Origin of the sequence: Bacillus sp. SW14, from assembly GCF_047608225.1 — a bacterium.
In the GTDB taxonomy this organism is placed as follows: Bacteria; Bacillota; Bacilli; order Bacillales; family Bacillaceae; genus Bacillus; species Bacillus subtilis_G.
On the sequence record NZ_JBLKRW010000001.1, the window covers coordinates 452,957 to 478,068 of the forward strand.

At 45.2% G+C, this 25,112-nt stretch carries 25 protein-coding genes, 1 pseudogene and 2 other annotated features; of the genes and pseudogenes, 17 read left to right on the forward strand and 9 right to left on the reverse strand.

Annotation, left to right across the window (positions count from 1 at the left end):
• Positions 1–12 precede the first annotated feature (12 nt).
• Positions 13–792, reverse strand: coding sequence for an NADPH-dependent reductase BacG (gene bacG, locus ACMX2I_RS02345; protein ID WP_414956057.1), 780 nt, complete (start codon positions 790–792; stop codon positions 13–15).
• Positions 793–924: 132 nt separating this feature from the next.
• Positions 925–1,689 carry a hydrogen peroxide-dependent heme synthase gene (gene hemQ / locus ACMX2I_RS02350; protein ID WP_414956058.1) on the reverse strand — a complete coding sequence of 255 codons (765 nt, stop codon included), beginning with the start codon at positions 1,687–1,689 and terminating at the stop codon, positions 925–927.
• Between the two features lie 269 nt (positions 1,690–1,958).
• Here hemQ and pta point away from each other — a divergent pair, with 269 nt between their 5' ends.
• The 4 genes from pta (at position 1,959) to ACMX2I_RS02370 (ending at position 5,928) form a co-directional block, all read left to right on the forward strand.
• Positions 1,959–2,930: a phosphate acetyltransferase gene (gene pta, locus ACMX2I_RS02355; RefSeq protein ID WP_087992763.1), complete on the forward strand. Its 972-nt coding sequence runs from the start codon at positions 1,959–1,961 to the stop codon at positions 2,928–2,930.
• A 144-nt stretch (positions 2,931–3,074) separates the two neighbouring features.
• Positions 3,075–3,974 (forward strand): cysJI operon transcriptional regulator CysL, encoded by a 900-nt coding sequence (gene cysL / locus ACMX2I_RS02360; protein ID WP_087992762.1) that lies wholly within the window; start codon positions 3,075–3,077, stop codon positions 3,972–3,974.
• Between the two features lie 47 nt (positions 3,975–4,021).
• On the forward strand, positions 4,022–4,867 hold the full coding sequence (gene ywfL, locus ACMX2I_RS02365; RefSeq protein ID WP_414956059.1) for an octanoyl-[GcvH]:protein N-octanoyltransferase: 846 nt from the start codon (positions 4,022–4,024) through the stop codon (positions 4,865–4,867).
• 170 nt (positions 4,868–5,037) lie between these two features.
• Entirely contained in the window at positions 5,038–5,928 is an 891-nt protein-coding gene (locus ACMX2I_RS02370; RefSeq protein WP_414956060.1) for a carboxylate/amino acid/amine transporter, read from the forward strand.
• 142 nt (positions 5,929–6,070) lie between these two features.
• On the opposite strand, the gene rsfA is transcribed toward ACMX2I_RS02370, so the two are convergent.
• Positions 6,071–6,850 (reverse strand): prespore-specific transcription regulator RsfA, encoded by a 780-nt coding sequence (rsfA, locus tag ACMX2I_RS02375; protein ID WP_414956061.1) that lies wholly within the window; start codon positions 6,848–6,850, stop codon positions 6,071–6,073.
• A gap of 213 nt (positions 6,851–7,063) precedes the next feature.
• Between rsfA and ACMX2I_RS02380 the strand changes: the two genes are divergently transcribed.
• The 6 genes and pseudogenes from ACMX2I_RS02380 to ACMX2I_RS02405 all read left to right on the forward strand — a co-directional run bounded on the left by ACMX2I_RS02380 (position 7,064) and on the right by ACMX2I_RS02405 (position 12,646).
• The gene (locus ACMX2I_RS02380) at positions 7,064–7,288 is read left to right on the forward strand and encodes a DUF1450 domain-containing protein (protein ID WP_087992758.1); all 225 of its coding nucleotides are present in this window, start codon (positions 7,064–7,066) and stop codon (positions 7,286–7,288) included.
• Positions 7,289–7,448: 160 nt separating this feature from the next.
• On the forward strand, positions 7,449–8,750 hold the full coding sequence (locus tag ACMX2I_RS02385) for an HD domain-containing protein (RefSeq protein WP_148963435.1): 1,302 nt from the start codon (positions 7,449–7,451) through the stop codon (positions 8,748–8,750).
• A 35-nt stretch (positions 8,751–8,785) separates the two neighbouring features.
• On the forward strand, positions 8,786–9,286 hold the full coding sequence (locus ACMX2I_RS02390; protein WP_087992757.1) for a YwgA family protein: 501 nt from the start codon (positions 8,786–8,788) through the stop codon (positions 9,284–9,286).
• 136 nt (positions 9,287–9,422) lie between these two features.
• Positions 9,423–9,578, forward strand: a pseudogene (locus ACMX2I_RS02395) (hypothetical protein).
• 81 nt (positions 9,579–9,659) lie between these two features.
• Positions 9,660–9,884, forward strand: a binding site (T-box leader).
• A gap of 31 nt (positions 9,885–9,915) precedes the next feature.
• Positions 9,916–10,137 (forward strand) — a binding site (T-box leader).
• Between the two features lie 53 nt (positions 10,138–10,190).
• Positions 10,191–12,107, forward strand: coding sequence for a threonine--tRNA ligase (gene thrS / locus ACMX2I_RS02400; protein WP_414956062.1), 1,917 nt, complete (start codon positions 10,191–10,193; stop codon positions 12,105–12,107).
• Positions 12,108–12,226: 119 nt separating this feature from the next.
• Entirely contained in the window at positions 12,227–12,646 is a 420-nt protein-coding gene (locus ACMX2I_RS02405) for a MarR family transcriptional regulator (protein WP_148962473.1), read from the forward strand.
• Between the two features lie 42 nt (positions 12,647–12,688).
• On the opposite strand, the gene ACMX2I_RS02410 is transcribed toward ACMX2I_RS02405, so the two are convergent.
• On the reverse strand, positions 12,689–12,877 hold the full coding sequence (locus tag ACMX2I_RS02410; protein WP_003222038.1) for a 2-hydroxymuconate tautomerase: 189 nt from the start codon (positions 12,875–12,877) through the stop codon (positions 12,689–12,691).
• Between the two features lie 108 nt (positions 12,878–12,985).
• Between ACMX2I_RS02410 and ACMX2I_RS02415 the strand changes: the two genes are divergently transcribed.
• From ACMX2I_RS02415 to ACMX2I_RS02425, 3 genes are all read left to right on the forward strand, one after another.
• Positions 12,986–13,645, forward strand: a complete 660-nt coding sequence (locus tag ACMX2I_RS02415) for a site-2 protease family protein (RefSeq protein ID WP_394715355.1) — start codon at positions 12,986–12,988, stop codon at positions 13,643–13,645.
• Between the two features lie 12 nt (positions 13,646–13,657).
• Positions 13,658–14,176: a YwhD family protein gene (locus ACMX2I_RS02420; protein WP_414956063.1), complete on the forward strand. Its 519-nt coding sequence runs from the start codon at positions 13,658–13,660 to the stop codon at positions 14,174–14,176.
• Positions 14,177–14,314: 138 nt separating this feature from the next.
• Entirely contained in the window at positions 14,315–14,734 is a 420-nt protein-coding gene (locus ACMX2I_RS02425) for a hypothetical protein (protein WP_414956064.1), read from the forward strand.
• Between the two features lie 31 nt (positions 14,735–14,765).
• On the opposite strand, the gene ACMX2I_RS02430 is transcribed toward ACMX2I_RS02425, so the two are convergent.
• Positions 14,766–16,841, reverse strand: coding sequence for a transglycosylase domain-containing protein (locus ACMX2I_RS02430; RefSeq protein WP_414956065.1), 2,076 nt, complete (start codon positions 16,839–16,841; stop codon positions 14,766–14,768).
• Positions 16,842–17,042: 201 nt separating this feature from the next.
• Here ACMX2I_RS02430 and speE point away from each other — a divergent pair, with 201 nt between their 5' ends.
• Positions 17,043–17,873, forward strand: a complete 831-nt coding sequence (speE, locus tag ACMX2I_RS02435) for a spermidine synthase (RefSeq protein ID WP_414956066.1) — start codon at positions 17,043–17,045, stop codon at positions 17,871–17,873.
• A 60-nt stretch (positions 17,874–17,933) separates the two neighbouring features.
• Positions 17,934–18,806 (forward strand): agmatinase, encoded by an 873-nt coding sequence (speB, locus tag ACMX2I_RS02440; RefSeq protein WP_414956067.1) that lies wholly within the window; start codon positions 17,934–17,936, stop codon positions 18,804–18,806.
• A gap of 68 nt (positions 18,807–18,874) precedes the next feature.
• Here the strand turns inward: speB and ACMX2I_RS02445 are convergent, their stop codons facing one another.
• Both ACMX2I_RS02445 and ACMX2I_RS02450 read right to left on the reverse strand, forming a co-directional pair.
• Positions 18,875–18,994: a PhrC/PhrF family phosphatase-inhibitory pheromone gene (locus ACMX2I_RS02445; RefSeq protein WP_014665774.1), complete on the reverse strand. Its 120-nt coding sequence runs from the start codon at positions 18,992–18,994 to the stop codon at positions 18,875–18,877.
• Entirely contained in the window at positions 18,978–20,123 is a 1,146-nt protein-coding gene (locus tag ACMX2I_RS02450) for a tetratricopeptide repeat protein (RefSeq protein ID WP_414956068.1), read from the reverse strand. Before ACMX2I_RS02450 ends, ACMX2I_RS02445 begins: the two co-directional genes overlap by 17 nt.
• 227 nt (positions 20,124–20,350) lie before the next feature.
• Between ACMX2I_RS02450 and ACMX2I_RS02455 the strand changes: the two genes are divergently transcribed.
• The gene (locus tag ACMX2I_RS02455) at positions 20,351–21,712 is read left to right on the forward strand and encodes a YncE family protein (protein ID WP_414956069.1); all 1,362 of its coding nucleotides are present in this window, start codon (positions 20,351–20,353) and stop codon (positions 21,710–21,712) included.
• Between the two features lie 39 nt (positions 21,713–21,751).
• Positions 21,752–23,128: a YncE family protein gene (locus tag ACMX2I_RS02460; RefSeq protein ID WP_414956070.1), complete on the forward strand. Its 1,377-nt coding sequence runs from the start codon at positions 21,752–21,754 to the stop codon at positions 23,126–23,128.
• A gap of 5 nt (positions 23,129–23,133) precedes the next feature.
• Here ACMX2I_RS02460 and ACMX2I_RS02465 read toward each other — a convergent pair whose 3' ends face one another.
• Complete coding sequence (locus tag ACMX2I_RS02465; protein WP_414956071.1) at positions 23,134–23,835, reverse strand: bacteriocin biosynthesis protein AlbG; 702 nt, start codon at positions 23,833–23,835, stop codon at positions 23,134–23,136.
• A complete protein-coding gene (locus ACMX2I_RS02470) occupies positions 23,832–25,112 on the reverse strand; it encodes a M16 family metallopeptidase (RefSeq protein ID WP_414956072.1) in 1,281 nt (426 codons plus the stop codon). Before ACMX2I_RS02470 ends, ACMX2I_RS02465 begins: the two co-directional genes overlap by 4 nt.

A 25,112-nucleotide genomic window follows, 5' to 3' on the forward strand; every position in this document is an offset into this window, starting at 1 on the left:
AGCGGGATTTTTTTATATGCTTTTCATGCTGCCGCCGTCAGCGGAAATTTGCTGTCCGGTGATATAGGAGGCTTCCTCAGATGCGAGAAACGCGGCGAGCGCTGCTGTTTCTTCTGCTGATCCGACACGTTTCATCGGAATTCCGGAAGCAATCTGTTCTTCTGCTTCCCGTTTGGATATGCTGTTCTTTTTCATTACATTTTCCACAAATTGATGGTAACGGTCTGTAGCGATAAAACCAGGATTCAGGCAGTTGACAGTAATGTTGTGAGGAGCAAGCTGGATGGAAATATTTTTACTGGCGTTAATTAGAGCGGCATTCAACATACTGTTTGTGAACATATTGGCGCCGGGTTCTTTCCACAGATTTCCGACAATGTTGATGATTCTGCCAAACTCGTTTTGCTTCATCAGTGAGGAGGCACGTTTGATCGCGTCAATATAAGCGACGGTTTTCTGTGTGAACGTGGCTGTCATATCCTCTATATGACAGTTATCAAATGTGTCAGGCGCGCCGCCCGGAATATTATTAATCAGAACATCAAGCCGACCGCATTGAGATTCGATTTTTTGGAAAATGCCGGCTCTCGTATGCTGGTCAGACATATCACCCGCCAAAACAATGACACTCGCTTCAGGATGTTTGGCCAAAATGTTTTCTTTGACAGGTTCAATATTATCCAAGTTTCGCGAATTAATGACGACGGAAAATTGCTGGTCTGCTAATTTCAGAGCGATTGCTTTTCCGATCCCTTGACTGGCTCCCATAATAAATGCGGTTCGTTTTGACAAATAACTGCACCCCTTTGAAAAAATTGGATTATTAACTACATCGTAAGAAAAAACAGAGAAAATAGCAAATTTTATTTAAATTCTGATAAATGGAAAATGAAAAACTCCCGCCCTCTAAGGCGGGAACAGATATTATACATATAGGAATTGAGGAAGTGTCTCAAGCGAAAGGCGATTGCCGACAAAGAATGAACCGAATTCTCCGTAGCGGGCACTGACTTCGTCAAAACGCATTTCATACACAAGCTTTTTGAATTGAAGCACATCATCACTGAATAATGTAACGCCCCACTCGTAATCGTCAAAGCCGACGGAGCCGGTGATGATTTGTTTGACTTTGCCCGCATAGCTGCGGCCGATTAAGCCGTGGCTTCTCATCAAGTTTCTGCGTTCTTCCATTGAAAGCATGTACCAGTTGTCATTGCCGGATCTTCTTTTATCCATTGGATAGAAGCATACATATTTAAATTCCGGCAGTTCAGGGTAAAGGCGCGCACGCATATGCGGATTTTCGTAAGGGTCGCCGTCGCCGCTTGCCAAGTAGTTGCTCAGCTCTACCACTGATACGTAGGAGTAAGCCGGAATAGTGAACTCAGCAAGTCTTGATTTGTTGAATTCGAGCTCAATTTCATTTAATTCTTCCATTGTAGGACGAAGAATCATCAGCATAAAATCAGCTTTTTGGCCGACGATGCTGTAAAGCGCTTGCGACCCTTTTCCTTCTTTTTGGGCCACGCCCCATTTTTCAAGCAATCCTGTGAATTCATGTATAATAGATTGGCGCTCATCACTGGACAGCAGCTTCCAGGAAGTCCAGTCCATTGTGCGGAAATCATGAAGCGCATACCAGCCGTCAAGCGTTTTGGCCGCTTCATTCGTCATTTGCTGTTCACTCATTTATCTTCACTCCTATTACCTTTTCATGATTGCCTTCACTATACCATAGTTTATCCGATTCTACTGTGGAGAAACCTTGAACATCCCTTTTGTATAACTCCATAAAAATAAGAGAAACTATAAGGGGAAAATGAGTCACTTAAATTAGTTAGAAAAATAAGATTTTTTTGTGAAAGCGCTATAATGAAAGTTGGCTGTTTGAATTTGGTTGGAAGAAGAGTATGCTAGTAAAAGAAAGCGTTTTTGTAACTTTTTGAGGAGGTTTTATTGTGGCAGATTTATTTTCAACAGTGCAAGAAAAAGTAGCTGGAAAAGACGTTAAAATTGTATTTCCTGAAGGTTTAGACGAGCGTATTTTAGAAGCTGTCAGCAAGCTTGCAGGAAACAAGGTGCTGAATCCGATTGTGGTCGGCAATGAAAATGAAATTCAAGCAAAAGCGAAAGAACTGAACCTGGCGCTGGATGGCGTTCAGATTTATGATCCACATACATATGAAGGCATGGAAGACCTTGTACAAGCATTCGTAGAACGCCGTAAAGGCAAAGCGACAGAAGAACAGGCTCGAAAAGCGTTATTAGACGAGAACTACTTCGGTACAATGCTGGTGTACAAAGGGCTTGCACACGGACTTGTTAGCGGAGCGGCTCATTCAACAGCCGACACTGTCCGCCCGGCTCTTCAAATCATCAAAACAAAAGAAGGCGTGAAAAAGACTTCCGGCGTCTTCATCATGGCTCGCGGAGAAGAGCAATACGTATTCGCGGATTGCGCGATCAACATTGCGCCTGACAGCCAAGATCTTGCCGAAATTGCCATCGAAAGTGCCAATACGGCAAAAATGTTCGACATTGAGCCTCGCGTGGCAATGCTCAGCTTCTCTACAAAAGGCTCAGCTAAATCTGATGAAACAGAAAAAGTAGCGGATGCTGTGAAAATCGCCAAAGAAAAAGCGCCTGAGCTGACACTTGACGGCGAATTCCAATTTGATGCTGCATTTGTTCCATCTGTAGCTGAGAAAAAAGCGCCGGATTCCGAGATCAAAGGGGACGCTAACGTATTCGTATTCCCAAGTCTTGAAGCAGGCAACATCGGCTATAAAATCGCTCAGCGTTTGGGCAACTTTGAAGCGGTAGGGCCAATTCTGCAAGGCTTAAATATGCCTGTAAATGACCTTTCAAGAGGTTGTAACGCTGAAGATGTTTACAACCTCGCATTAATTACAGCTGTACAAGCACTGTAATAAATGAAGACGATGGCAGCTCTCTTCCGGAGGGCTGCTTTTTTTGCGCCTTCGCTTAGCCTTCTTTACCAAGTCAGATGATATGAGTACAATAAAGAAAACTGATCATAACTATATATTTTATTAATGACAGGGGTGGGGTTTTTGTATTACGACGTACTAAAAACGTTTATAGCGGTAGTAGAAGAAAAAAACTTCACGAAAGCGGCGGAAAAGCTGATGATCTCCCAGCCCAGCGTCAGCCTGCATATCAAAAATCTTGAGAAAGAATTTCAAACGGCCCTCCTGAACCGGTCGCCAAAACACTTTACGACAACGCCGACAGGAGACATTTTGTATCAAAGAGCAAAGCAAATGGTATTTCTCTACGAGCAAGCCAAGGCCGAAATCTATGCGCATCACCATTACGTGAAAGGCGAATTGAAAATAGCTGCCAGCTTTACGATCGGAGAGTATATTCTTCCGCCGCTTCTGGCCCAGCTGCAAAAGTTGTATCCAGAGCTGAACCTCGATGTCATGATTGGCAATACAGAGGAGGTCAGCGAACGTGTGCGGATGCTTCAGGCTGATATCGGACTGATTGAAGGACATACAAACGAGAATGAACTGGAAATTGAACCGTTCATGGAGGATGAAATGTGCATTGCCGCGCCGAATCAGCACCCGTTGGCCGGACGGAGAGATATTTCAATCAGCGATTTGCAAAACGAAGCATGGGTGACAAGAGAGAAAGGCTCCGGGACAAGAGAATATCTCGATCATGTGCTCAGCTCAAACGGACTGCGACCGAAGTCGATGTTCACCATCAGCAGCAATCAAGGGGTAAAAGAAGCGGTGATCAGCGGCATGGGTCTGTCGGTTTTATCCAGAAGCGTGCTGCATAAGGATTTGATCCACCGTGAAATTTCCATTCTCCATATGAAAGATCTCTCATTAAAGCGCAAGCTGTCTTATATTCATTCTCCTCTCATGGAGAATACGAAAAATAAGGAAATTTTTATTACGATGCTGAAAAGCAATTATCAATCACAGCGGCTGAAATGATATAATAGTTTTCGTTCATAAGCCTAAAATGAAAGGGTTTTACATAGATGGCAAACCAACCGATTGATTTACTGATGCAGCCGACATGGAGAATCATTGACCAATCCAGTCTCGGCCCTTTATTTGATGCGAAGCAGTCCTTCGCAATAGATGATACGCTGTGCATGTCCGTCGGAAAAGGCGTGTCGCCGGCGACAGCGCGCTCATGGGTGCACCATAATACGATTGTCCTTGGAATACAGGATACGCGTCTGCCGTTTTTGCAGGATGGCATCGCTCTGCTGGAGAACGAAGGGTACCGTGTGATCGTACGCAATTCCGGCGGTCTGGCAGTCGTTTTGGACGAAGGCGTTTTAAATATCTCTCTCATATTCGAGGACGAAAAGAAAGGCATCGATATAGACAAAGGATATGAAGCGATGGTTGAGCTGATGAGACGGATGCTAAACCCATACAACGCAAATATCGAAGCCTATGAAATTGAAGGATCATATTGTCCCGGCAGCTATGACCTCAGCATAAATGGAAAAAAATTCGCCGGCATCTCTCAAAGACGCGTTCGCGGCGGAGTCGCTGTTCAGATTTATCTTTGCGCGGATAAAAGCGGCAGTCAAAGAGCCGATTTGATCAGAAGGTTCTACCAAGCGGCGCTGAAGGACAAACGAAATGATAAAAAAGGCGTCTATCCGGAGATACGTCCGGAAACGATGGCGTCCTTAAGCGAGCTTCTGCAAACAGACATCTCCGTACAAGACTTAATGTTCGCTTTACTGACGGAATTAAAAGCGTTAAGCACACACCTTTACTCAGCCGGACTGTCCGTTGATGAGGAAATGGAATTTGAGAAAAACCTCGTCCGGATGACTGAGCGGAATGCAAAGGTATTTGGGTGAATGTTCTTCGCATGCCAGCCGTATCGGCCGGCATGCATTTTTAATTTCAAGCGGCATTTTATCCCCAATCATCTTGTTTTCAGATAAATCATTCTTACATGCAGATAACCATGACCAAAAGAAAAACGATAAAATGAGATCAGCATCCATATACAAAGGGGAGAGGGCAGATGAAAGGGAATGTTTACAGCCTGTTTGTACTGATTGCGGCTTTTTTCTGGGGAACCACTGGAACCGTTCAGGCGATGGCTCCAGAAAGCTCCACACCGCTGGCATTCGGAGCGTTCCGCTTATTAATAGGAGGAAGCGCCATGCTGCTTGCGGTTTGGATCAGCCGGGAGCTTCACGTGAAAAATTGGTCATGGCCGCTCGTGTTATCAGCAGCGGTTTGTATGGCGTGTTACCAGCCGCTGTTTTTTACTGCCGTTAAAGAAACGGGAATTGCTGTAGGGACTGTGATTGCGATCGGCAGTGCGCCTATCATTGCCGGAAGCCTAGAGTGGGCCATTTTGAAAAAACGCCCGCGAAACGCCTGGTGGATCGCGACTGTGCTAGCCTTATCAGGCTGCTGGCTTCTGTTTTCCGACGGTTCCAATGTTCGGATTGATGTGGCTGGCGTTCTTATGGCCCTTGGAGCGGGTGCTTCTTTTGCTGGCTATACGCTCATCAGTAAAGCGATGGTGAAAAAACAGCCTCCGCTAGCAACTTCCGCCGTTGTTTTTATGATCAGCGCCATCTTGCTGACGCCGCTTTTATGGCAGTCGGATATCTCGTGGATACTGACCCCGAGAGGACTGGGAACGAGCCTTTACATCGGGTTAATTGCAACGTGCGCCGCATACTTTTTGTTTGTGAAAGGCCTTACCGGGGTTCCGGCCTCGGCGGCGGTCACGCTGTCTTTAGCTGAACCGCTGACGGCCTCATTGCTGGGCGTGTTTTTCATAGGGGAAATGCTTTCACTCTCCTCTTGGTTCGGCATTGCCCTTATGATGCTGGGGCTTCTGGTCATCTCCGCTTCGCCTCGAAAACAAAAAACGGCCGAGGCAGTTCACATGTCTTAATAGATTCACATAAGCTGGCCTCATTTTACAAGAATAGCGGAGCCGGCTGCAAAATGATTAAATCCTCTTTTCTCAGTGGAAAAGGAGATTTTGCACATGGCGAAAATCCCAAAACCAGCTGCTGTTTTGGGATTTTTCCAACTTATTCTGCCATTTTTTCTAAATTGCCGTTCCGGTCCATTTTGAAGGATGGAGATGCATGTTCATCTTCTTCAAATAAAACTAGTTTTCTGGCTCTATTCATAATTTTTACTAAGGTTTCGTAATCTTCTTGGATCGTTTTTTGATCTTTTTCAAGCTTTTGAACTTCTGCCTCAAGCTGTTCCGTTTTGCTTTGCAATTCCTGATTTTCTTTCTTTAAACGTTCATTTTCCATTCTTAATGCCGATGACTGCTCGTTATTTCCTTCATAATTCTGCAGGAAGCGGATCACATCATTCATCGTCATCTCAGGCGCAGCTGCAGGCGTTTGAGGAGACAATAAGTGTGATAGACTAGCTAACTCTTCCTTAAAGCTTTCATCGACAAAAGGCATGTGTTCGCCTGACATTAAAGGCTGCAGCTCATTTTCGGCTGATGGCGCGTCTGTTTTAACCGTCTCCTCTGCATCGGTTTCTTGAATGATTTCAGGATCAACCGCAGGAGGCTGATATAATAGCCTTTTTTTCGCAGGCTGCCCGTTTCCGAGCGCTCTCATCCGCTGTTTTCGCTGTTTTTTCGCAAGTTGAAGCGCTTTTTCATATTGATGGCGAACGACCGCGTTCCATCTGAATCCGCAGGCTGCGGATGTCCGGTTTAATTGATCTCCGACTTCTTCAAAGGCGTTCAGCTGAGTGCTGCCCTCCCTCACATGCCGAAGCACTGTTTCGGCTAAAAGCAGATCATCTTCTTTTGACCAAGCGTCTTGTCGCTGTTTTGTCATTTATCTCAACTCCCATTTTCTTTTCATGGTATTAGAATGTCCAGTTTGGAAAATATTTATACAAATTGGCTGAAAGAATAGAAGATACGAAGGTTGGAGCAGCTTGCAGGAACAGTCGAATCCTTGTAAAATGAAGAGCGATGTGATTTTTTTGAAAAGCGATTTTAGGTTTATTCACATAGATGAACATAGAAATGAAGGGAAGCGTACATCATGGCTAATGAATTTCGAGTGTGTGATGATTGCCAAGCCACTAATATCAAAACATTGCTGCCGCGTTTAAAAGAAGTGGACCCGGACGCAAAGGTTGAGGTAGGTTGCCAATCTTATTGCGGGCCCGGACGCAAAAAATCATTTGCTTTTGTGAACAATCGCCCGCTGTCAGCTCCGACAGAGGATGAGCTGATTGACAAAGTACAAAAGAAAATAAAAAAGTAAAAACATATTTTTCATAGCCTCGGCCCTCAGGTCAGGCTTTTTTGCTTCACAAGATCTGTTTTTCGTGAAGATGGAACAAATCGCCGGGCAAATTCAAGGATGTTTTCAAAGAATAGAGTCGATATAATAGAAACACGGCTAAAAAAAAGAGGGAATGACGATGGCGTATCCAAATGGAAAATTATCAGAAGAAAAAGTGTTTAAAGATCCGGTGCACCGCTATGTTCATGTTCGGGACAAGCTGATATGGGATTTGATCGGAACCCGCGAATTTCAGCGTCTCCGCAGAATTAAGCAGCTCGGCACGACGTATTTGACGTTCCATGGCGCTGAGCACAGCCGGTTCAACCATTCTCTCGGTGTCTATGAAATTGTGAGGAGAATGGTTGATGACGTCTTTAAAGGCCGCCATGAATGGGATGACAGTGAGCGCGAACTCTGTTTGGCCGCGGCGCTGCTTCATGATCTCGGGCACGGACCATTCTCGCATTCATTTGAAAAAGTCTTTCACCTTGACCACGAAGATTTTACAAGAGATATCATTTTGGGAGACACAGAGGTCAATCAGGTGCTCAGAAAGGTGAGCCCGCGTTTCCCGCAGGATGTTGCTGAAGTCATTGCCAAAACATATAAAAACAAGCAAGTGGTCAGCCTGATTTCGAGTCAGATTGACGCAGACCGCATGGATTACCTGCAGCGCGACGCTTATTATACGGGCGTCAGCTACGGCCATTTTGATATGGAGCGGATTCTTCGGGTGATGCGCCCGCGCGAGGATCAGATTGTCATTAAAGAAAGCGGGATGCACGCTGTCGAAGACTATATCATGAGCCGCTATCAAATGTACTGGCAGGTGTATTTCCATCCTGTGACAAGAAGCGCAGAGGTTATTTTAACGAAGATTCTTCACAGGGCGAAGCAGCTGCACGATGAAGGCTATGTCTTCACTCACGCCCCGGTTCATTTCTATTCTATTTTTGAAGGGAAATTGACACTGGAGGATTATGTGAAGCTGGATGAATCTATTATTTTGTATTACTTCCAGGCCTGGGAGGATGAAGAAGACGCGATTTTATCCGATTTGTGCCGCAGATTCATTAACCGCCAGCTGTTCCAATACGTTGAATTCAATCCGAATGAAGAAATGTCGGCTTATTTTGAGCTGACTTCATTGTTCAAAGAGGCGGGAATCGATCCGAGCTATTATTTGGTCGTTGATTCTTCTTCCGATCTTCCATACGATTTTTACCGTCCTGGAGAGGAAGAGGAGCGTCTGCCGATCCATCTCTTGACGCAAAACGGCCAAATTAAAGAGCTGTCCAGACAGTCGGCTATTGTGGAATCCATCTCCGGAAAACGGCGGACGGACCACAAGCTGTACTATCCGAAGGACCTGATTTGTGACGGCTCTGAACACCCGGAAGCGAAAATGAAAATCCGGCAGCTGCTGGGACTGACATAGAAATTGGAAAGAAGGAAAAAGGAGATGTCGGGAATTTGTTGAAAGAACATGCAAAACTGATGAAGGTGTTCTCGGATTCTGGAGAAATCATCGGGCGGAAGAAGATGCAGAAAATGATTTATATTGCAAAAAAAATGCAGTTTCCTTTCTATGAGAAATATGATTTTCACTTTTACGGACCGTATTCAGAGGAACTGACGCTCCAGATTGAAGAGCTGTGCAACCTTGGATTTCTGCATGAGGTGAAGGAAAAAAAGGGCGGCTACTTTCAATACCGTTATTCGCTGACTGAGACAGGCTCCGCATTTTTAGACCATGCTGATCTGGATATGCCAGACATTAAGGGCTATATCGACAGTGTGAACAGCCGTTCATCGCGGTTTTTAGAGCTGGTTTCCACGATCCTTTACTTTGACGGGCTTGAGGCCGAGGAAAAGAAAGAAAAAGTCTTTACAATCAAAAGCAAGCAAAAATATACGAATGAAGAATATGACGAAGCGCTTCAATACATAGAGGAATTGAAGCAGATTTGTTAACCATACAAAGCAAAAGAATGAAACGTTTCTTTTGCTTTTTTTAACAAAAAAGATTGCTGTTTAAAAAAATCTATTGTAAAATATATGAAATCATTAAACAATCAGTAATGTATACAGGCACTGATAAGGACATGAGATGCTTTTTACGGTTTCCAGAGAGGGAAGAACAGCTGAGATCTTCCTAATGCAGGGAAAGTAGCTTACCGCCTTTGAGCCGTATCGGAGAAATCAAGTATCTGATACCGTCATGCTGCGTTACAGCACCTTAAAGCCGATACACCATGTGTGTTGATCGGGAATTTGGGTGGAACCACGGATGATAAACACATTCGTCCCTTTTATAGGGATGAATGTGTTTTTTTATATGAATTGAATACATGCGAAGAAAAGGACATGAATGATCGTTACGGTTTTCAGAGAGGGAAGGAAAGGTGAGAGCTTCCCAGCTTAGGGCTGTCATTTACCGCCTTGGAGCAGCATTGGGGAACGAAAGTATCCAATGCCGTCTATGCTGCGTTACAGCACCAAGCCGACAAACAAATAGCGTTTGTCGGGAATTTGGGTGGAACCACGGGTTAATCACACACTCGTCCCTTTTAGAGGGATGGGTGTGTTTTTTTATGAATTGAATACATGCGAAGAAAAGGACATGAATGATCGTTACGGTTTTCAGAGAGGGAAGAAAAGGTGAGAGCTTCCCAGCTTAGGATGATCATTTACCGCCTTGGAGCAGCATTGGGGAACTGAAGTATCCAATGCCGTCTATGCTGCGTTACAGCACCAAGCCGACAACATAGCGTTTGTCGGGAATTTGGGTGGAACCACGGGTTAATCACACACTCGTCCCTTTCAGAGGGATGGGTGTGTTTTTTTATATACAACAATAATGAAGGAGTGTTTAAAAATGAGTAAACATGTACACATTCAGCTTCCAGACGGACAGATCAAGGAATATCCGAAAGGCATTACAATCAAAGAAGCGGCTGGTTCTATCAGTTCCAGTCTGCAAAAGAAGGCGGCTGCGGGTCAGGTCAACGGCAAGCTCGTTGATCTCGGCTTCAAGCTGGAGGAGGATGCTGAGCTTTCGATTGTCACACTTGATTCACAAGAAGGCTTGCAAGTGCTCCGCCACACATCAGCGCACGTGCTGGCCCAAGCGGTGAAACGGCTGTATGGCGAAGTGTCATTGGGGGTGGGGCCTGTGATAGAAGACGGCTTCTACTATGACATGAAGCTGGAGCAAAGCTTGGCATCAGGAGACTTAGAAGCCATTGAAAAAGAAATGAACAACATTATAAATGAAAACCTTGAAATGAAACGAATTGAGGTTTCTTACGAAGAGGCTGAAGAACTGTTTGCTCAAAAAGGCGAGCCGTTTAAGCTGGAGATTTTGAAGGATATTCCGCGCGGGGAGGCTATCACGCTGTACCAGCAGGGAGAATTCGTTGACCTGTGCCGGGGGCCGCACCTTCCTTCTACAGGGATGATCAAGGCGTTCAAACTGACAAGAGTATCGGGCGCTTATTGGCGCGGAGACAATGAAAATGAAGTCCTGCAGCGGGTGTACGGGGTTGCGTTTCACAAGAAAAAAGATTTGGATGAGCATCTGCATATGCTGGAAGAAGCGGCAAAACGTGACCACCGCAAGCTTGGCAAACAGTTAGAGCTGTTTATGTTTTCTGAAGAAGCGCCGGGGATGCCGTTTTATTTGCCGAAAGGGCAGATTGTCCGCAATGAACTGGAACGCTTCTCGCGTGAGCTGCAAACAAATGCCGGCTATGATGAGGTGCGTACGCCGTTTATGATGAATCAGCGGTTATGGGAGCAGTCAGGCCACTGGGATCATTATCGCGACAATATGTATTTTTCAGAAGTGGATGAGACAAGATTCGCAATGAAGCCGATGAATTGTCCTGGACATATGCTCATATTTAAAAACAGCCTGTATTCGTATCGTGATCTGCCGATTCGTATGGCGGAGTTCGGCCAGGTCCATCGCCACGAATACAGCGGCGCTTTAAATGGAATGCTTCGCGTCCGGACGTTCTGTCAGGATGACGCGCATATCTTCGTTCGGGAGGATCAGATTGAGAGCGAGATCAAAGAAGCGATTGGGCTGATTGACGAGGTATATCGTACATTTGGTTTTGAGTATTCGGTTGAGCTTTCGACTCGCCCGGAGGATTCATTGGGCGATGATAGCCTTTGGGAAGCATCGGAACGCGCCTTAGCACATGTCCTTGAGGAACTCGGCCTGCCTTATGAGGTGAATGAAGGCGACGGGGCGTTTTACGGACCGAAAATTGATTTTCACATAAAAGATGCCCTGAAACGAAGCCACCAATGTGCGACAATTCAGCTTGATTTTCAAATGCCGGAAAAATTCGATTTAACATATATCAATGAACACAATGAAAAGGTTCGTCCTGTTGTCATACACAGAGCGGTATTCGGCTCGATCGACCGTTTCTTTGGTATTTTGATCGAGCATTTCGGCGGGGCGTTCCCAGTCTGGCTCGCACCGATTCAGGTTCAAATCATACCGGTTTCACACGTTCACTTGGACTATTGCAGAAAGGTGCAGGCAGAGCTGAAACAGGTGGGGATAAGAGTCGGCATTGATGAGCGCAATGAGAAGCTTGGATACAAAATCAGAGAGTCGCAGGTACAGAAAATCCCATACGTGCTTGTGCTAGGAGATCATGAAGAGCAGCAGGATGCGGTAAACGTCCGCCAATTCGGGCATCAAGAGAATAAACACGTTCCTTTTCAAACTTTTAAAGATAAACTTGTCAAACAGGTGAAAAATCGAGGCATGTAGGAGAAAAGCTGCGGATTCTCATTTTGCTTTTTTGACTTTCCCTATCCGGAATCAGTAAAATAATAAGTAAATCATATCGTTCGTATGTTATGAATGCATCTCGAAATGGGGAAATTGACATGGACCATGACAAACTGGAAGCAAATTTGCTGGATCACGCACTTACAAAATACTTGAAAACCACGAAGCAAATAGATGAAGCTACCGTTCCGAAACACGTAAATAATGTAAGAGGATTTATTCTGCGGATCATATACAGACATGGGAGCTGCACCATAAAGGATATACTAAAGGAGGTCACACTGTCTCCCTCGGCGACAACCACCGCCCTCAATCATTTAGAGCAGGAGGGTTTTATTGAGAGATCGAGAAATAAAAATGACCGCCGCACTGTATGGATTACGCTTTCCGAGTCGGGCCGGGGAGCGGCTGAGCAAATGATTGAAAACCGCCAGCAGCTGATTGACGGCATGTTTGAACGTGTAACAGCCGAAGAGAAAAAGACGTTCTTAGCGATTGTTGCGAAGCTGACCCAATAGGGATAGAAAAAGCCGGTGCGCGAAGCGCCGGCTTTATAGAGATTATTCCATATCGCTCAGACGTTTGCCTGCGACGGCATAATGGTCTTTTCTCATTTCTTCTATAAACACAACAATTTTTTCTTCAGAAGCACCGGTTGTTTCCTTTACCGCTTCTGTTACTTTCTCGACAAGATTGCGTTTTTGCTCGTCTGTACGGCCTTCGAGCATTTTGACGGTTACGTATGGCATGGGTGCTGAATCCTCCTTTATCTCGTTTCCTCTCTTTAGAAAAAGAGGCTTCTTATAGTATACTGAATAAAGTAAATTCTTGCATTTTTAGAAAGAGGGATATCTCACTTGGACCGTTTTTTATATTATCCGTTATCTTTAATGCCATACCTCGTCATCACGTTAATTGTGTCGTTTACGATACACGAGCTTGCCCATGCTTATGTCGCATACAAATTCGGTGACGATACGGCGAAAAGACAAGGAAGACTGACACTGAATCCTATTAAACACCTTGATCCGTTCGGAACCATTTTGATTCTGGTGGCCGGCTTCGGATGGGCGCGCCCTATTCCTGTCAATCGCCGCTTCTTTAAGAAACCTCGGCTTGCCGGCGTGCTCGTATCTATTGCCGGACCCGTCAGTAACCTGATTCTTGCGTTTATCGGTTTCTTTTTGTTAGTGTTGATGCATGCATACGGAATGGAGCAGCTTGCGGCATTCAGCACGGGACTTGATCAGTTCTTTTCCATTTGGATTCAGCTGAACCTTGTCTTGTTTTTATTTAATCTGCTGCCGCTGCCGCCGCTCGATGGCTATCGAATCATTGAAGATCTCGTCCCGCCGCGGGTTCGTGCCAAGATGACGCAGGCGGAGAGCTATGGCTTTATTGTCTTTTTGGTTCTGTTTGTGACACCGCTCGGATCTTACGTGCTTTGGCCGATGCTCAATGCCGGAAGAGATAAGATTCTAGAGCTGTTTTCAGCGATATTTCAACCGCTTTTGTAGGAGGTAGAACTCATGGAAGAAAAAAAGAAAAAAACAATCGGGTTTAATATTATTAAAAGTGATCCGACAGACGGACACGGCGGTTTTGGCGTAGGGGCACTCAGCTTAGATAACATTTCCCCCGTATTCGTCGATGTAGAGGAAAAAGAAGCGTTCGTTGACATCGGTGCTATGCACGCCCGCAGCACCGTTGAAAAAGGCATTAAATTTCTGCCGAACAAAGAAGAAGTTCCGAACGGCAAACCATACTGGCTTATCTGGGTGACGATTGACAGAAGAGAAGAGGGGCCTTATTACGCTGGTGTGACAGCCTGTGAACTGACGGTCGACAGAAGCATCAGAAGAGGCTACAAATCGCTGCCTGAGCATGTGAACCTGATGGATAAATCCATGAAACGGAACATTATCATTGATAAAATGGACGACAGCTCGAAGCGTGTGCTCGGCGAGTTTCTGAAAAATCATGATCAGGGCCTATGGGATCGGTCACCAGATGAATTAAAAACAGGCCTGCTTCCGGAAGACCATTAGTTTGTGAACGTTCTGTGAACTTTTGGAAAATTTGTACTATTTTCCGTAAACTTTGAGTAAACTGGTGATACAGAAATAGGATATGGAAAATCCCGAGCCGAACCAAGACTCGGGGTTTTTCATTTTTAGGGTGATAGGATGTACGAAACCATTCAAGTCGGTGACTGGGTGGTTAAAGCCGACGTGGAAGAAACGAGAAAGCAGTATGAGAAAGAAATTGATATGTGTGAGTGTCTGCTCTGTCAAAATTACAGGGAAGTGATGAAAACACTGCCGCCTGATAAGGTGCGGATTTTTGAAGATTTAGGTCTTCAGCCGACTGTTTGTCCGGATATTAATGAATTCGGCCTTGAGGGTGACCGGCATCTTTATGTGGCCAGCTATTTTATTGTTGGACGTATTATAGAAGGGAAAAAAGAATGGGATCCGGACCGTAACTGGTATTTATCATTTGAAGTACCGAGAGATGACCACTTTATCCCCGAAGGATTCCCGAAACCGGTTCTCCAGCTTGACTGCGTTACACTGCTCCCATGGATAATGGAAGAACCATATTAAATAACCCGGCCTCCGAGGAGCCGGGTTATTTTTAATGATTCCGCCCCAGCCATTTGTCCCACCACTTTTTCGGGGAAGCGGGGCTTTCTTTGGCTGGAAGCCGGTCTTTTGTTTGTTTTACGGGTTCCGGGCCATAACACACGTTCGACGGTTCAGTGCCTTTCACAAAATACGTGTAATGCTTAGCTGCGCAGCCGGGGCCGGATGTGTAGCCCGTTGCCGGATCAATGTACACGCCGGTTACGCCTTTTGGCGGTTTGAAAGCGGTTTCCGGTTCTCCTTTAAGCGCATCTTCCATGAAGTCCGCCCAAATCGTTTTGGCGTAGCTTTTTTCTTCGACCGAGTCGATGGTGCTGTTTTTGTCATAGCCCGTCCAAACACCTGCGGCCAGCTGTGGATTGAAGCCGATCATCCAGCTGTCTGCGCTGGTGGTTCCTGATTTCCCCGCATACGTTCTTGTCAGGCGGTTGGCGATCGTCCGTCCGGTTACCGACGTATAGCCGTTTAAATCCGTATCAAACATGCCTGTCATCATACTTGCCGTGACAAAAGCGGCTTTTTCATCAAGCACCTGTTTATGCTGATTCGGGTTTTCGTACAGCACATGTCCCGCCGCGTCCGTGACCCTCGAAATAAAAGTCGGTTCGATTTGCTTCCCGCCATTTGCGAGCATGGCATAGGCGTTGACCATCTCAATCGGGCGCACGGGTTCGGTGCCGAGTGCCAGGGACGGCAGTTTTTGAAAATGAGCAGTGATGCCGAACTCATTTGCCGCCTGTACGAGCTTGTTCATGCCGAGAAAGAGATGTGTTTTCACAGCGTAAATGTTGTCGGAAAGCGCCAGCGCCTGCAGAAGCGTAATCGGCTTGTTGGCGTAGTATCCATTATAGTTGCTTGGAGAATACGTTTCTCCCTGTGCATCAATTTGAAACTCGGTTTCTTCGCTTTTCATTAAGGTGACTGGCGTAAATCCGCTCTGAATCGCTTTGTAGTACAGCAATGGCTTGATCGTCGAAGCGGGCTGGCGTTTCGCCTGTGTTGTCCGGTCAAACGGGCTTTTTTGATAATCCCTGCCGCCGACAAGGGCCAGAACACTTCCTGTGCGGGGATCAATGGCTGAAAACCCGACTTGAATGTCAGAGCCGGCGTTAACTGTTTCGGTAATGGTCTCCTCGGCGATGCGCTGCATCCGTTTATCTACCGTTGTATAGACGTTTAACCCGCTCGTTTCAATTTGCTCCCGCGTCATGCCGAGCTTTTTCTCCACCTCTCTCATCGCATTGTCATAGAAATAAGGGGCCTTTCTCTTGGAAACTTGTTTATTCAAAGGCTGATAGGAAAGAGGTTCCTTGATCAGTTCATTCGCTTTTTTCTGGCTGATCATCCGCTGCTTTTCCATCATTCGCACAATCGTTTTCTGGCGCTCCTTGGCCTTCGTTTCATTGATATACGGTGAATAGCCGGAAGGGCCTTTTGGGATCCCCGCCAATAAAGCGGCCTCCGCATCCGTCAGGTTTTTCGCATGCTTGCCGAAATACAGTCGGGAAGCGGCTTCAATGCCGTAGGCGCCGTGGCCGTAGTAAATCGTATTTAAATAGCCTTCTAAAATCTCTTCCTTAGAATAGTTCTGTTCCAAACGGATCGTGTAGAACGCCTCATTCCATTTTCGTTTCCACGTTTTATCGTGTTCAAGGTATAAATTTCTCGCATATTGCTGGGTGATGGTGCTTGCGCCCTGAACCTTGGCAAATGCTTTCAGATCAGCTAGCGCCGCACCGGCCATGCGTTTATAATCAAAGCCGTGATGATCGTAGAAATTCTGGTCTTCAACCGCCACTGTCGCTTTTACAATTGTCGGATTCATGTCCTTTAAGGGGACCCAATAGCGCTTTTCGCCGTAATTCGTTTCCCCGAGCTTTGAGCCGTCACTCGCATACAAAATCGTGGATTGCGGCACTTGCACGGAGGGAGCGCCTTGGTATTTGGCTATCAAAATGACAGTCATAAACACAGCAGCTGCCGCTAAGGCCGCAAGAGCCCCTAAAAAGATACAGGCGCGGACGGTTTTCAGCGTCAGTCTCAGCCGTTTATTTGTCATTGCATCCACAATGGGTTCCCCCTTTTTTTATGTTTCTACTATTATGAGGAAAAAAGACCGTTTTTAAACATCGCAGAACAGGACGCATCTTTACTTTTTTCCCGCCATCCTCTATACTTTTTCCTTAGGTGAAAAAGAGATTTCAACCGGGAATAAAAGCTGAAAAGACGCTTACAATACATGAATACAGCCTTGAAAGGGAGATGACAATTGAGCGAACTTTGGTACACAGAGAAGCAGACGAAAAACTTTGGCATTACGATGAAGGTTAATAAAACATTACATACAGAACAAACGGAGTTTCAGCATTTAGAAATGGTGGAAACGGAAGAGTTCGGCAACATGCTGTTTTTGGACGGCATGGTCATGACATCTGAAAAAGACGAATTCGTTTATCATGAAATGGTGGCGCATGTCCCATTGTTTACACACCCGAACCCAGAGCACGTTCTTGTTGTCGGCGGCGGTGACGGCGGCGTCATCAGAGAAATCCTGAAGCATCCGAGCGTGAAAAAAGCGACACTTGTTGATATTGACGGCAAGGTTATCGAATACTCTAAAAAGTTCCTTCCTTCTATCGCGGGCAAACTGGATGATCCGCGCGTTGACGTGCAGGTGGATGACGGATTTATGCACATTGCGAAATCTGAAAATCAATACGACGTGATCATGGTGGATTCAACTGAACCTGTCGGACCGGCTGTAAACCTGTTTACAAAAGGATTCTACGCAGGAATCGCAAAAGCGCTGAAAGAAGACGGAATTTTCGTCGCTCAGACGGACAACCCATGGTTTACGCCGGAATTAATCACAAATGTACAGCGCGACGTGAAGGAAATTTTCCCGATTACGAAGCTGTATACAGCGAACATTCCGACATACCCAAGCGGTTTGTGGACATTTACAATCGGATCGAAAAAATATGATCCGCTTGCAGTCGAAGACAGCCGTTTCTTCGAAATTGAGACGAAATATTACACAAAAGATATTCATAAAGCGGCGTTTGTTCTGCCGAAATTTGTGAGTGACCTGATTAAATAATGAGGGTATGGCGCAGGAGCGAATCTTGCGCTTTTTTACAGGAAAGCGAGGGTATTATAGATGAGATTTGATGAAGCATATTCAGGAAAAGTATTTATCGCGAGCCGCCCCGAGTGGGAAGGGGCGGACGCCATCCTTTACGGCATGCCGATGGACTGGACGGTCAGCTATCGCCCGGGCTCACGCTTTGGCCCGAGCAGAATCCGCGAAGTGTCCATCGGCCTTGAAGAATACAGCCCGTATTTAGACCGTGATCTGGCTGATCTGAACTTCTTTGACGCCGGCGACATTCCGCTGCCGTTCGGAAATCCGCAGAAAAGCCTTGATATGATTGAGGAATATGTAGACAGCATTTTAGAAAAAGGGAAATTCCCAATGGGTATGGGCGGGGAGCACCTCGTGTCATGGCCTGTCATGAAAGCGATGTATAAGAAGTATCCAGACCTTGCGATTATCCATTTTGACGCACATACAGATCTTCGCGTTGATTATGAGGGAGAACCGCTTTCTCACTCCACGCCGATCCGCAAAGCGGCAGAATTGATCGGACCGCAAAATGTGTATTCTTTCGGAATCCGTTCCGGCATGAAGGAAGAGTTTGAATGGGCGAAAGAAAACGGCATGCACATCTCAAAATTTGAAGTGCTTGAACCGCTGAAGGAAGTGCTTCCGAAGCTTGCGGGCCGTCCGGTATACGTCACAATCGACATTGACGTATTAGACCCTGCGCACGCACCGGGAACAGGAACGGTTGACGCCGGCGGCATCACGTCTAAAGAACTGCTTGCATCTATCCATGAAATCGCGCGTTCAGAGGTAAACGTGAAGGGCGCTGATTTAGTGGAAGTCGCACCGGTGTACGATCACTCAGAACAAACGGCAAACACGGCCAGTAAAGTTATCCGTGAAATGCTGCTTGGGTTTGTGAAATAAGGAAGCATCCAGACCTTGTCTGGATGTTTTTTTATTGTGAAAAAGAAAACCGCCGATGGACGGCGGTTTTAGATCATGGCGCGTTGTGCAACATCAAAATGTTCTGTTGATGAATTTGATACTTCGACTGTGATAAATACAGCGCTCACAGCTAAACAAGCGAGTAATAATTTATACTTCCATTTCATATAAATTCACCCCCCCTTGAATGTGCTGTCTTGCTTCTTCAACCTTTAAAAAGTAATGAGATGCTTTTTTGTAATTTTCTTGCTGATGATAATACTTAGCAACATCAAGTGCGAAGTCTTCAATATCAGCATACATCATTTTACTTTCAAGAAAAACAAAACATTTTTCTATCCGTTCCTCATCTGGTCCAGATAAGTATAAAGATTCCAAAAATTCAAACTCCGTTAAGTACACGGTGTCTCCTGCTGTTGCTGAATATTCTATTCCTTTTTTATGATATTCACAAGCGTCATCCATCTTACCTAATTTAAAATAAATTTGTGTAATTAGGAAAAAGGCTTGTGGCAGAGAAGGGATCATTTTAGATCCTTCAAATACTTGAATAGATTTTTTTACATACTCTATCGCTGATTCAAAACTATTTTGATTTTGCTTGCAAAGCGCTATGTTATAAAGCGTTCTTCCCATTAATTGAGGCTGCTGCTCTGCTTCGGCAAGTATATAAGCTTTTTGAAAATGGGTAATGGCTTTCTCATATTGTTTTAGATCCAAAAAATTGGCTCCGAATAAGGACTGGCATTGAATCATTCTGATATCATATGTAGTCTGTTCACTGTAGAGTTCGAATGCTTGACGTGCATAGTCCATGGAGACATAAGTTTGTTTCATATAGTAATAGACTTCTGACATTTTGAAAAAGAATTCAGCTTTGTCAATTTTGTCTTTCACAAAAATCAGTTTGCTCTCTGCTTTTTTAAAAAATTGAATGGCTAATACATATTCACGGCGATCCAGCTCATACATACCTCTGAAGAAGTTAAAGTAGTACTCAAGAAGCCCAGTCAAACGAGCCTGTTTTTTATCAATCTCAACCAGCAAATCAGACAGCCGCGGCTGTTCCTCGATCCGCATTTTCTCTAGTGGTTCAAGGTACTCAAGCATCAGGTTGTGCCGGAATTCCATCAGTGAATAGTACAAATGAAGATCCTGATCTTCTTCCATTTGGTCCAGCTCTTGTTTGATTTCTCTTCGTAAATACTCTGCATCGGGTATGCTGAATCGGCGTATGTACATATACCATTCGTTAATCTTTTCTCCGACGGAAGAAGAAGATATGACACCTGTCACGTTTGCAAATCCCTCCCTTCATTATTCTATATATGTCATATTTTATCATCATCATTCTTATGAGAAGCGCAAAAAAACCGCAATCTTTTCTTTCGTTACCCCGCATGTTGGGGATATATTTCAAAAAGAAGCTATTACCCTCGGCAATTTGTACAAGCAAACACAACATCCTTCCATATTGTGTTATATCTGCGTGAGCAGTGTATTTCTAAAAAGGAAGTGAAGGTATGAGAAAAAACAAGCTTTCCTTTAAAGAAAAAGCAGGAGCCGCACAAGAAGAATGTTTATGTTTTTGTGAGGGAGAAACAAGCCGCGAAGCAATGTTTCAAGCACCGATTGAATTACCTGAAGGGTTTATCGTTGATCCGGCTGAAGCTGTCGCCAATGTTACGTGGAATGCAGACAGCCTTTCTTGTGTCAGTGAACGTTGCTTAATTGAGACGGGGCCTGAGCCTGATGAAATCGCTGTTCAATTTGCAGTACGCCTGCAGGGAACTGTTACGCTTCTTGTCAGTGTGTCGCCTGTGCGAAATCAATATGGACAAGGGGACGGGGCTGTTTCCGTCATTCACAATGCGGAGATCAACCAAATCGTCTATTACTCTGATGAACCGGAGGATTGCCCGGATTTCAGTGACATCACGATCGAGAACCTTGTTGTTGTTCCGCCCTTTTACGGCAGTCCTTTATCTGTGACGGGAACGATTGTGCTTGTACCGGAATCGGAACCCGAACCCGTTTATGCGTTTACAGAGAATACAAGTGATCAATCAGTTTCTGTGATTGATACAAACACTCATACTGTTGTGACGACGATTGCTCTTCCGTACCGGCCGACAGGTATTGAAATAACTCCAGATAAAAGCTCTGTGTTTGTCTTACATCCCAACAATAATGTGATTTCTGTCATCGATTATGACACATTAACAGTAACAGCATCTATTTTGCTGGATCAGCCGCCTCGATCGATTAGATTTATCCCTAATCATGAATTTGCTTATGTTTTCGCCGGTACTGTGATTTATGTGATTGGAATTGATACGTTAGCTGTGGATAGGTCGATTCCTGTGGAAGGGTATGATGTTGCAATTGATCCCAATGGGTTATTCGCCTATGTTCTTAATTTTGGTATAGTGCAAAAAGTGGACCTATCCACGGGTGAACTCATAGGAACGATTGAACGAGAGCTTATCGTATCATCCATAGAAACAGATTCTCCGGAGCGGTATGCGTATGTATTAGAACAAGAATTCTTATTCAATTATCTGACGATTATTGATTTAAATTCGTTTACGCTCAGAAATACCCAAGAGCTGGAGCCTGACGGCCAATATGTAATGTTTACGAGTGGATCAGAGGTGTATTTACATGACAGCTTCACTGGCAATTTATATTCTGTCAGTCCGAATGGAGCAGGCGTAATAGGAAATCTTCAGCAATCAGCAAGTGACTATGCGTTTACTCCGAATGGCGAATTTCTGTATGCAACTCATGTTTTAGAGCAGAGCATCACTGTTTACAACACGGATGATTACTCTGTGGAGACTGTCATATCTCTTGGGGTTTCACCGGGAGCTATTGCGATTTAATCAACTACATGCTGTGCATTTCTAAAAGGACGTGAAATCTTGAAAAAGAATGATCTTTCTGCTTTACAGGAAAATTGTTTCTGTTTTTGTGATGAGGAAATCAGCCGAGAAGCGCCGTTTCAAGTTCCGATTGACATTCCCGAGGGGTTCACTGTTGATTCTGCCGAAGCAGCTGCGGAGGTTACATGGAGTACAGATCATTTATCATGTATCAGTGAGCCTTGCTTAATCCAGACTGGACCGGAAACAGAAGATATCGGTGTTCGATATGCTGTGAGAATACAAGGGGCCGTTACGCTTCTTGTCAGTGTGTCGCCTGTACGAAATCAATATGGACAAGGGAATGGGTCGGTTTCTGTGATTCATACTGAAGAGATTGATCAAGTTGTTTATTATGCAGCACAGTCTGACCGCTGTCCTGATTTCAGTCAAATGACAGTGGAAGATCTTCTCATTGTTCCGCCATTCTACGGCAGTCCGCTTACGGTGACCGGGACAATCGTTTTCCCACCATCGCCAGATCCTCAATCGTATGTCTTTACAGCCAATTCAGGGGACAGCACAGTTTCGGTCATTGATGCGGCAGCAAACATTGTTGTTGCAACTATTCCTTTTTCGTCTGTGCCAACTGATCTGGGGGTCACGCTAGATAAAGCTTATACGTATGTCCTCCATGGAAATACTAATCTAGTTTCTGTGGTTGATAATCAAACATTAACCGTGGCAAATACAATAACCGTCGGCACTGAGCCGAGAAAGATTCAATTTGATCCTGCAGGAGAATTGGCATATGTGATGGCTGCCGGCTCTATTTATACGATTGATCTTGCGCTTCAGGCAGTCAGTGATGTTTTTCCAGTACCCGACGCCGCAGACTTTGCCCTGGATCCGAACGGGCAATTTGTCTTTACTGCTAATACGATTTTCTGGTCAATTGATCAATATGATGTGAATACAGGCCAGCTTGTTGACAGCCTCGTGAATGAGTTTGAATATCCAAGTTTAATTGAAACGCCATATGCCGGAGACTTTGCGTATGTGATGACTGGTGAATTATGGCCGAAGGGTGTAGCGGAGATTAGTTTGTCACCGTTGAGCAGGGGAGAAGACTTTGACCGTCAATTTGAAACTCTGAGGACGATTGTATTTTCTCCGGATAGCACTAGAGCTTATTTTTTAGAGCCTTATAGTGTACCGTTTCTCATTGACAATTTATATGTCGTTGATACCGCTACACAAAACATCATTGCAAACGTATCATTGCCTAATGCCTTTGATTTAACCGTCACACCCGACAATCAGTACATTTATGCGGCACAGCCCAACGACAATACTGTGACTGTGTACCGCACGAGTGATTATGCAGCCGTGACGGTGATTCCGGTTGGTACGGGTCCGTCTACGATTGCGATGTAGCTATTTTATAGATCAAGAGAAGCGGTGCTGCGATATGAGAATCGGTTATAAATAAATGATCCGATCTGCTGGATCGCAGCCAGAATGATCAGAAACAACAGTTCACTTATGGTAAAACTGAGCATCCACCAAATCCCGGCTCCTGTCAGCGCCCCCGCAAGCATTTTTTTGAACAGGGTGCCATGCTGGAAAAGCTGCACCAAGTACGTTCGCATATAAAACAATAAATATAAAATCAGCAACACCGCAAGTCCTATTGAAACAGCGGGGGGCGTGTGAAGGCGGAAAGGGACGGCTTTGACGATTTCGAACATACAGCCGAATATGATAACTTGGCATAATACAGCAGCCATCACATATGTTTGGCGGATGTTTTTATAGCTGTCACGCAGCGATTTGACATCTTCTGCATAGCGGCTGCACAATCTGTGATGCTGGAAGTCGCAGCAGCTTTGATGGGGCTGTGCGAGTTTCTGAAAAGCTGCTGTCATGTTTTTTACGGATTGGGTGACATAGTGTAGGTAGAGAAAAGCGGGCAGCATCAGAACGGAAGCGGTTAAAGCCAGCAGTCCGAGCCGCAAAGCATCATTATTAATTATCTGTACATATTGCGCTGCGGCTTCACCAACGGCCTGAACCCAGCCGAAGGAATAAGCCGCCATACCTACGAGCAGCAACAACACGGTAAAGACAGTGCTTTTTTTCATTGTCCGATCGCCTCTTTCTGTGAAACGTGAATGACCGCTTTTTTAGAAGATGCCAATACATCAATGAGAGACAAGAAATCCTGACTATTCATATCGTGAATGATGCGGTAAACGTCGAGAAACGTGCAATCGCACCTGTCACACTCAGCCGCCCATTCGAAGCATTTACGCGCATAATCGCTGTCATAGATGATCGCATCTGTCAAAGAGCCCTTGCCGTATTGGAGCCAGGACGCAATCTGTTCTTTCTGCTGTGTGACGTAGTAGGAAGCGACATCGATATAAGCTGAAGAATGAACCCCTTGACTGTGTAGCATCAAAAAACCGCCATCCTCATACAGGTGAGCCTCGGCTGACAAACGATTGATTTCCAGACGATACGTCTGCTGAATCTCTTGAAAAAACGGTGAATCTAATTGAAATAGAATTCGAGACGCAATGTCCCAATAAAGCTTTACCGTCAACAGATCGTTTTGCCCGGGAAGTGCGCCGATCTGCAAGCCGGTCCATGTGTCTTCCATCCGCTCCTCATCACCCAGCACCACTTTTTGTGAGAGGGTTGGAGGGCACGCGGGAATCATTTTCCTTTCTGCTTTATGAACTGGACGTTTTTTCAGCCCAAGGTGAGAAGGCAAAAGGTCTTCCGTATCTTCTGAGCCTCCAATCAAAAACAACGTCATCCGCTCGGGCTGGTAAGCGGCATTGTAGGCTTTCTGTAAATCACGGATGGTCATCGCCTCAATGTCCTCGATTCTGCCTGCGGGATAGACGGCAGCAGGTGAGGCGGGAGAAAGCATGCTAATCAGCTGATAACGGTAAGAGAGTTGATGATTGAGGTGTGCTGTTTCAATTTCGCTTGTAATCACAGCTTTTTCCTGAGTGACAATCCTCTTGTCAAATGAGTGGTTCCATAACGCATCAAGCAGGATGGGGACCGTCTGTCTGAGCCGATCCGGCAATGAGGTAAACATGAAATTAGTATCAGTGTAGGTGGTGAACGCATTTAAAAGCGCGCCATGCGCAAAAAAATCACTGTACAGATTGCGGCCGTTATGCCAGAAGAGAAGATGCTCTAAAAAATGCGCTGTGCCATACGGGAGCAGCTTGTCGCCAGAATCTTCTTGTAAGCAGACATCACGGCTTCCAAAATCAATTTTCACATTGCACAGCCGCAGATGGGCGCGGGGGAATTTCAATCTGAATATTTTCAGCCCGCTGTCTGTGTATCTGATATCGGTTTGTTCATCCAGCTGTTGAAAGAATGCTTTCTTTTCCAT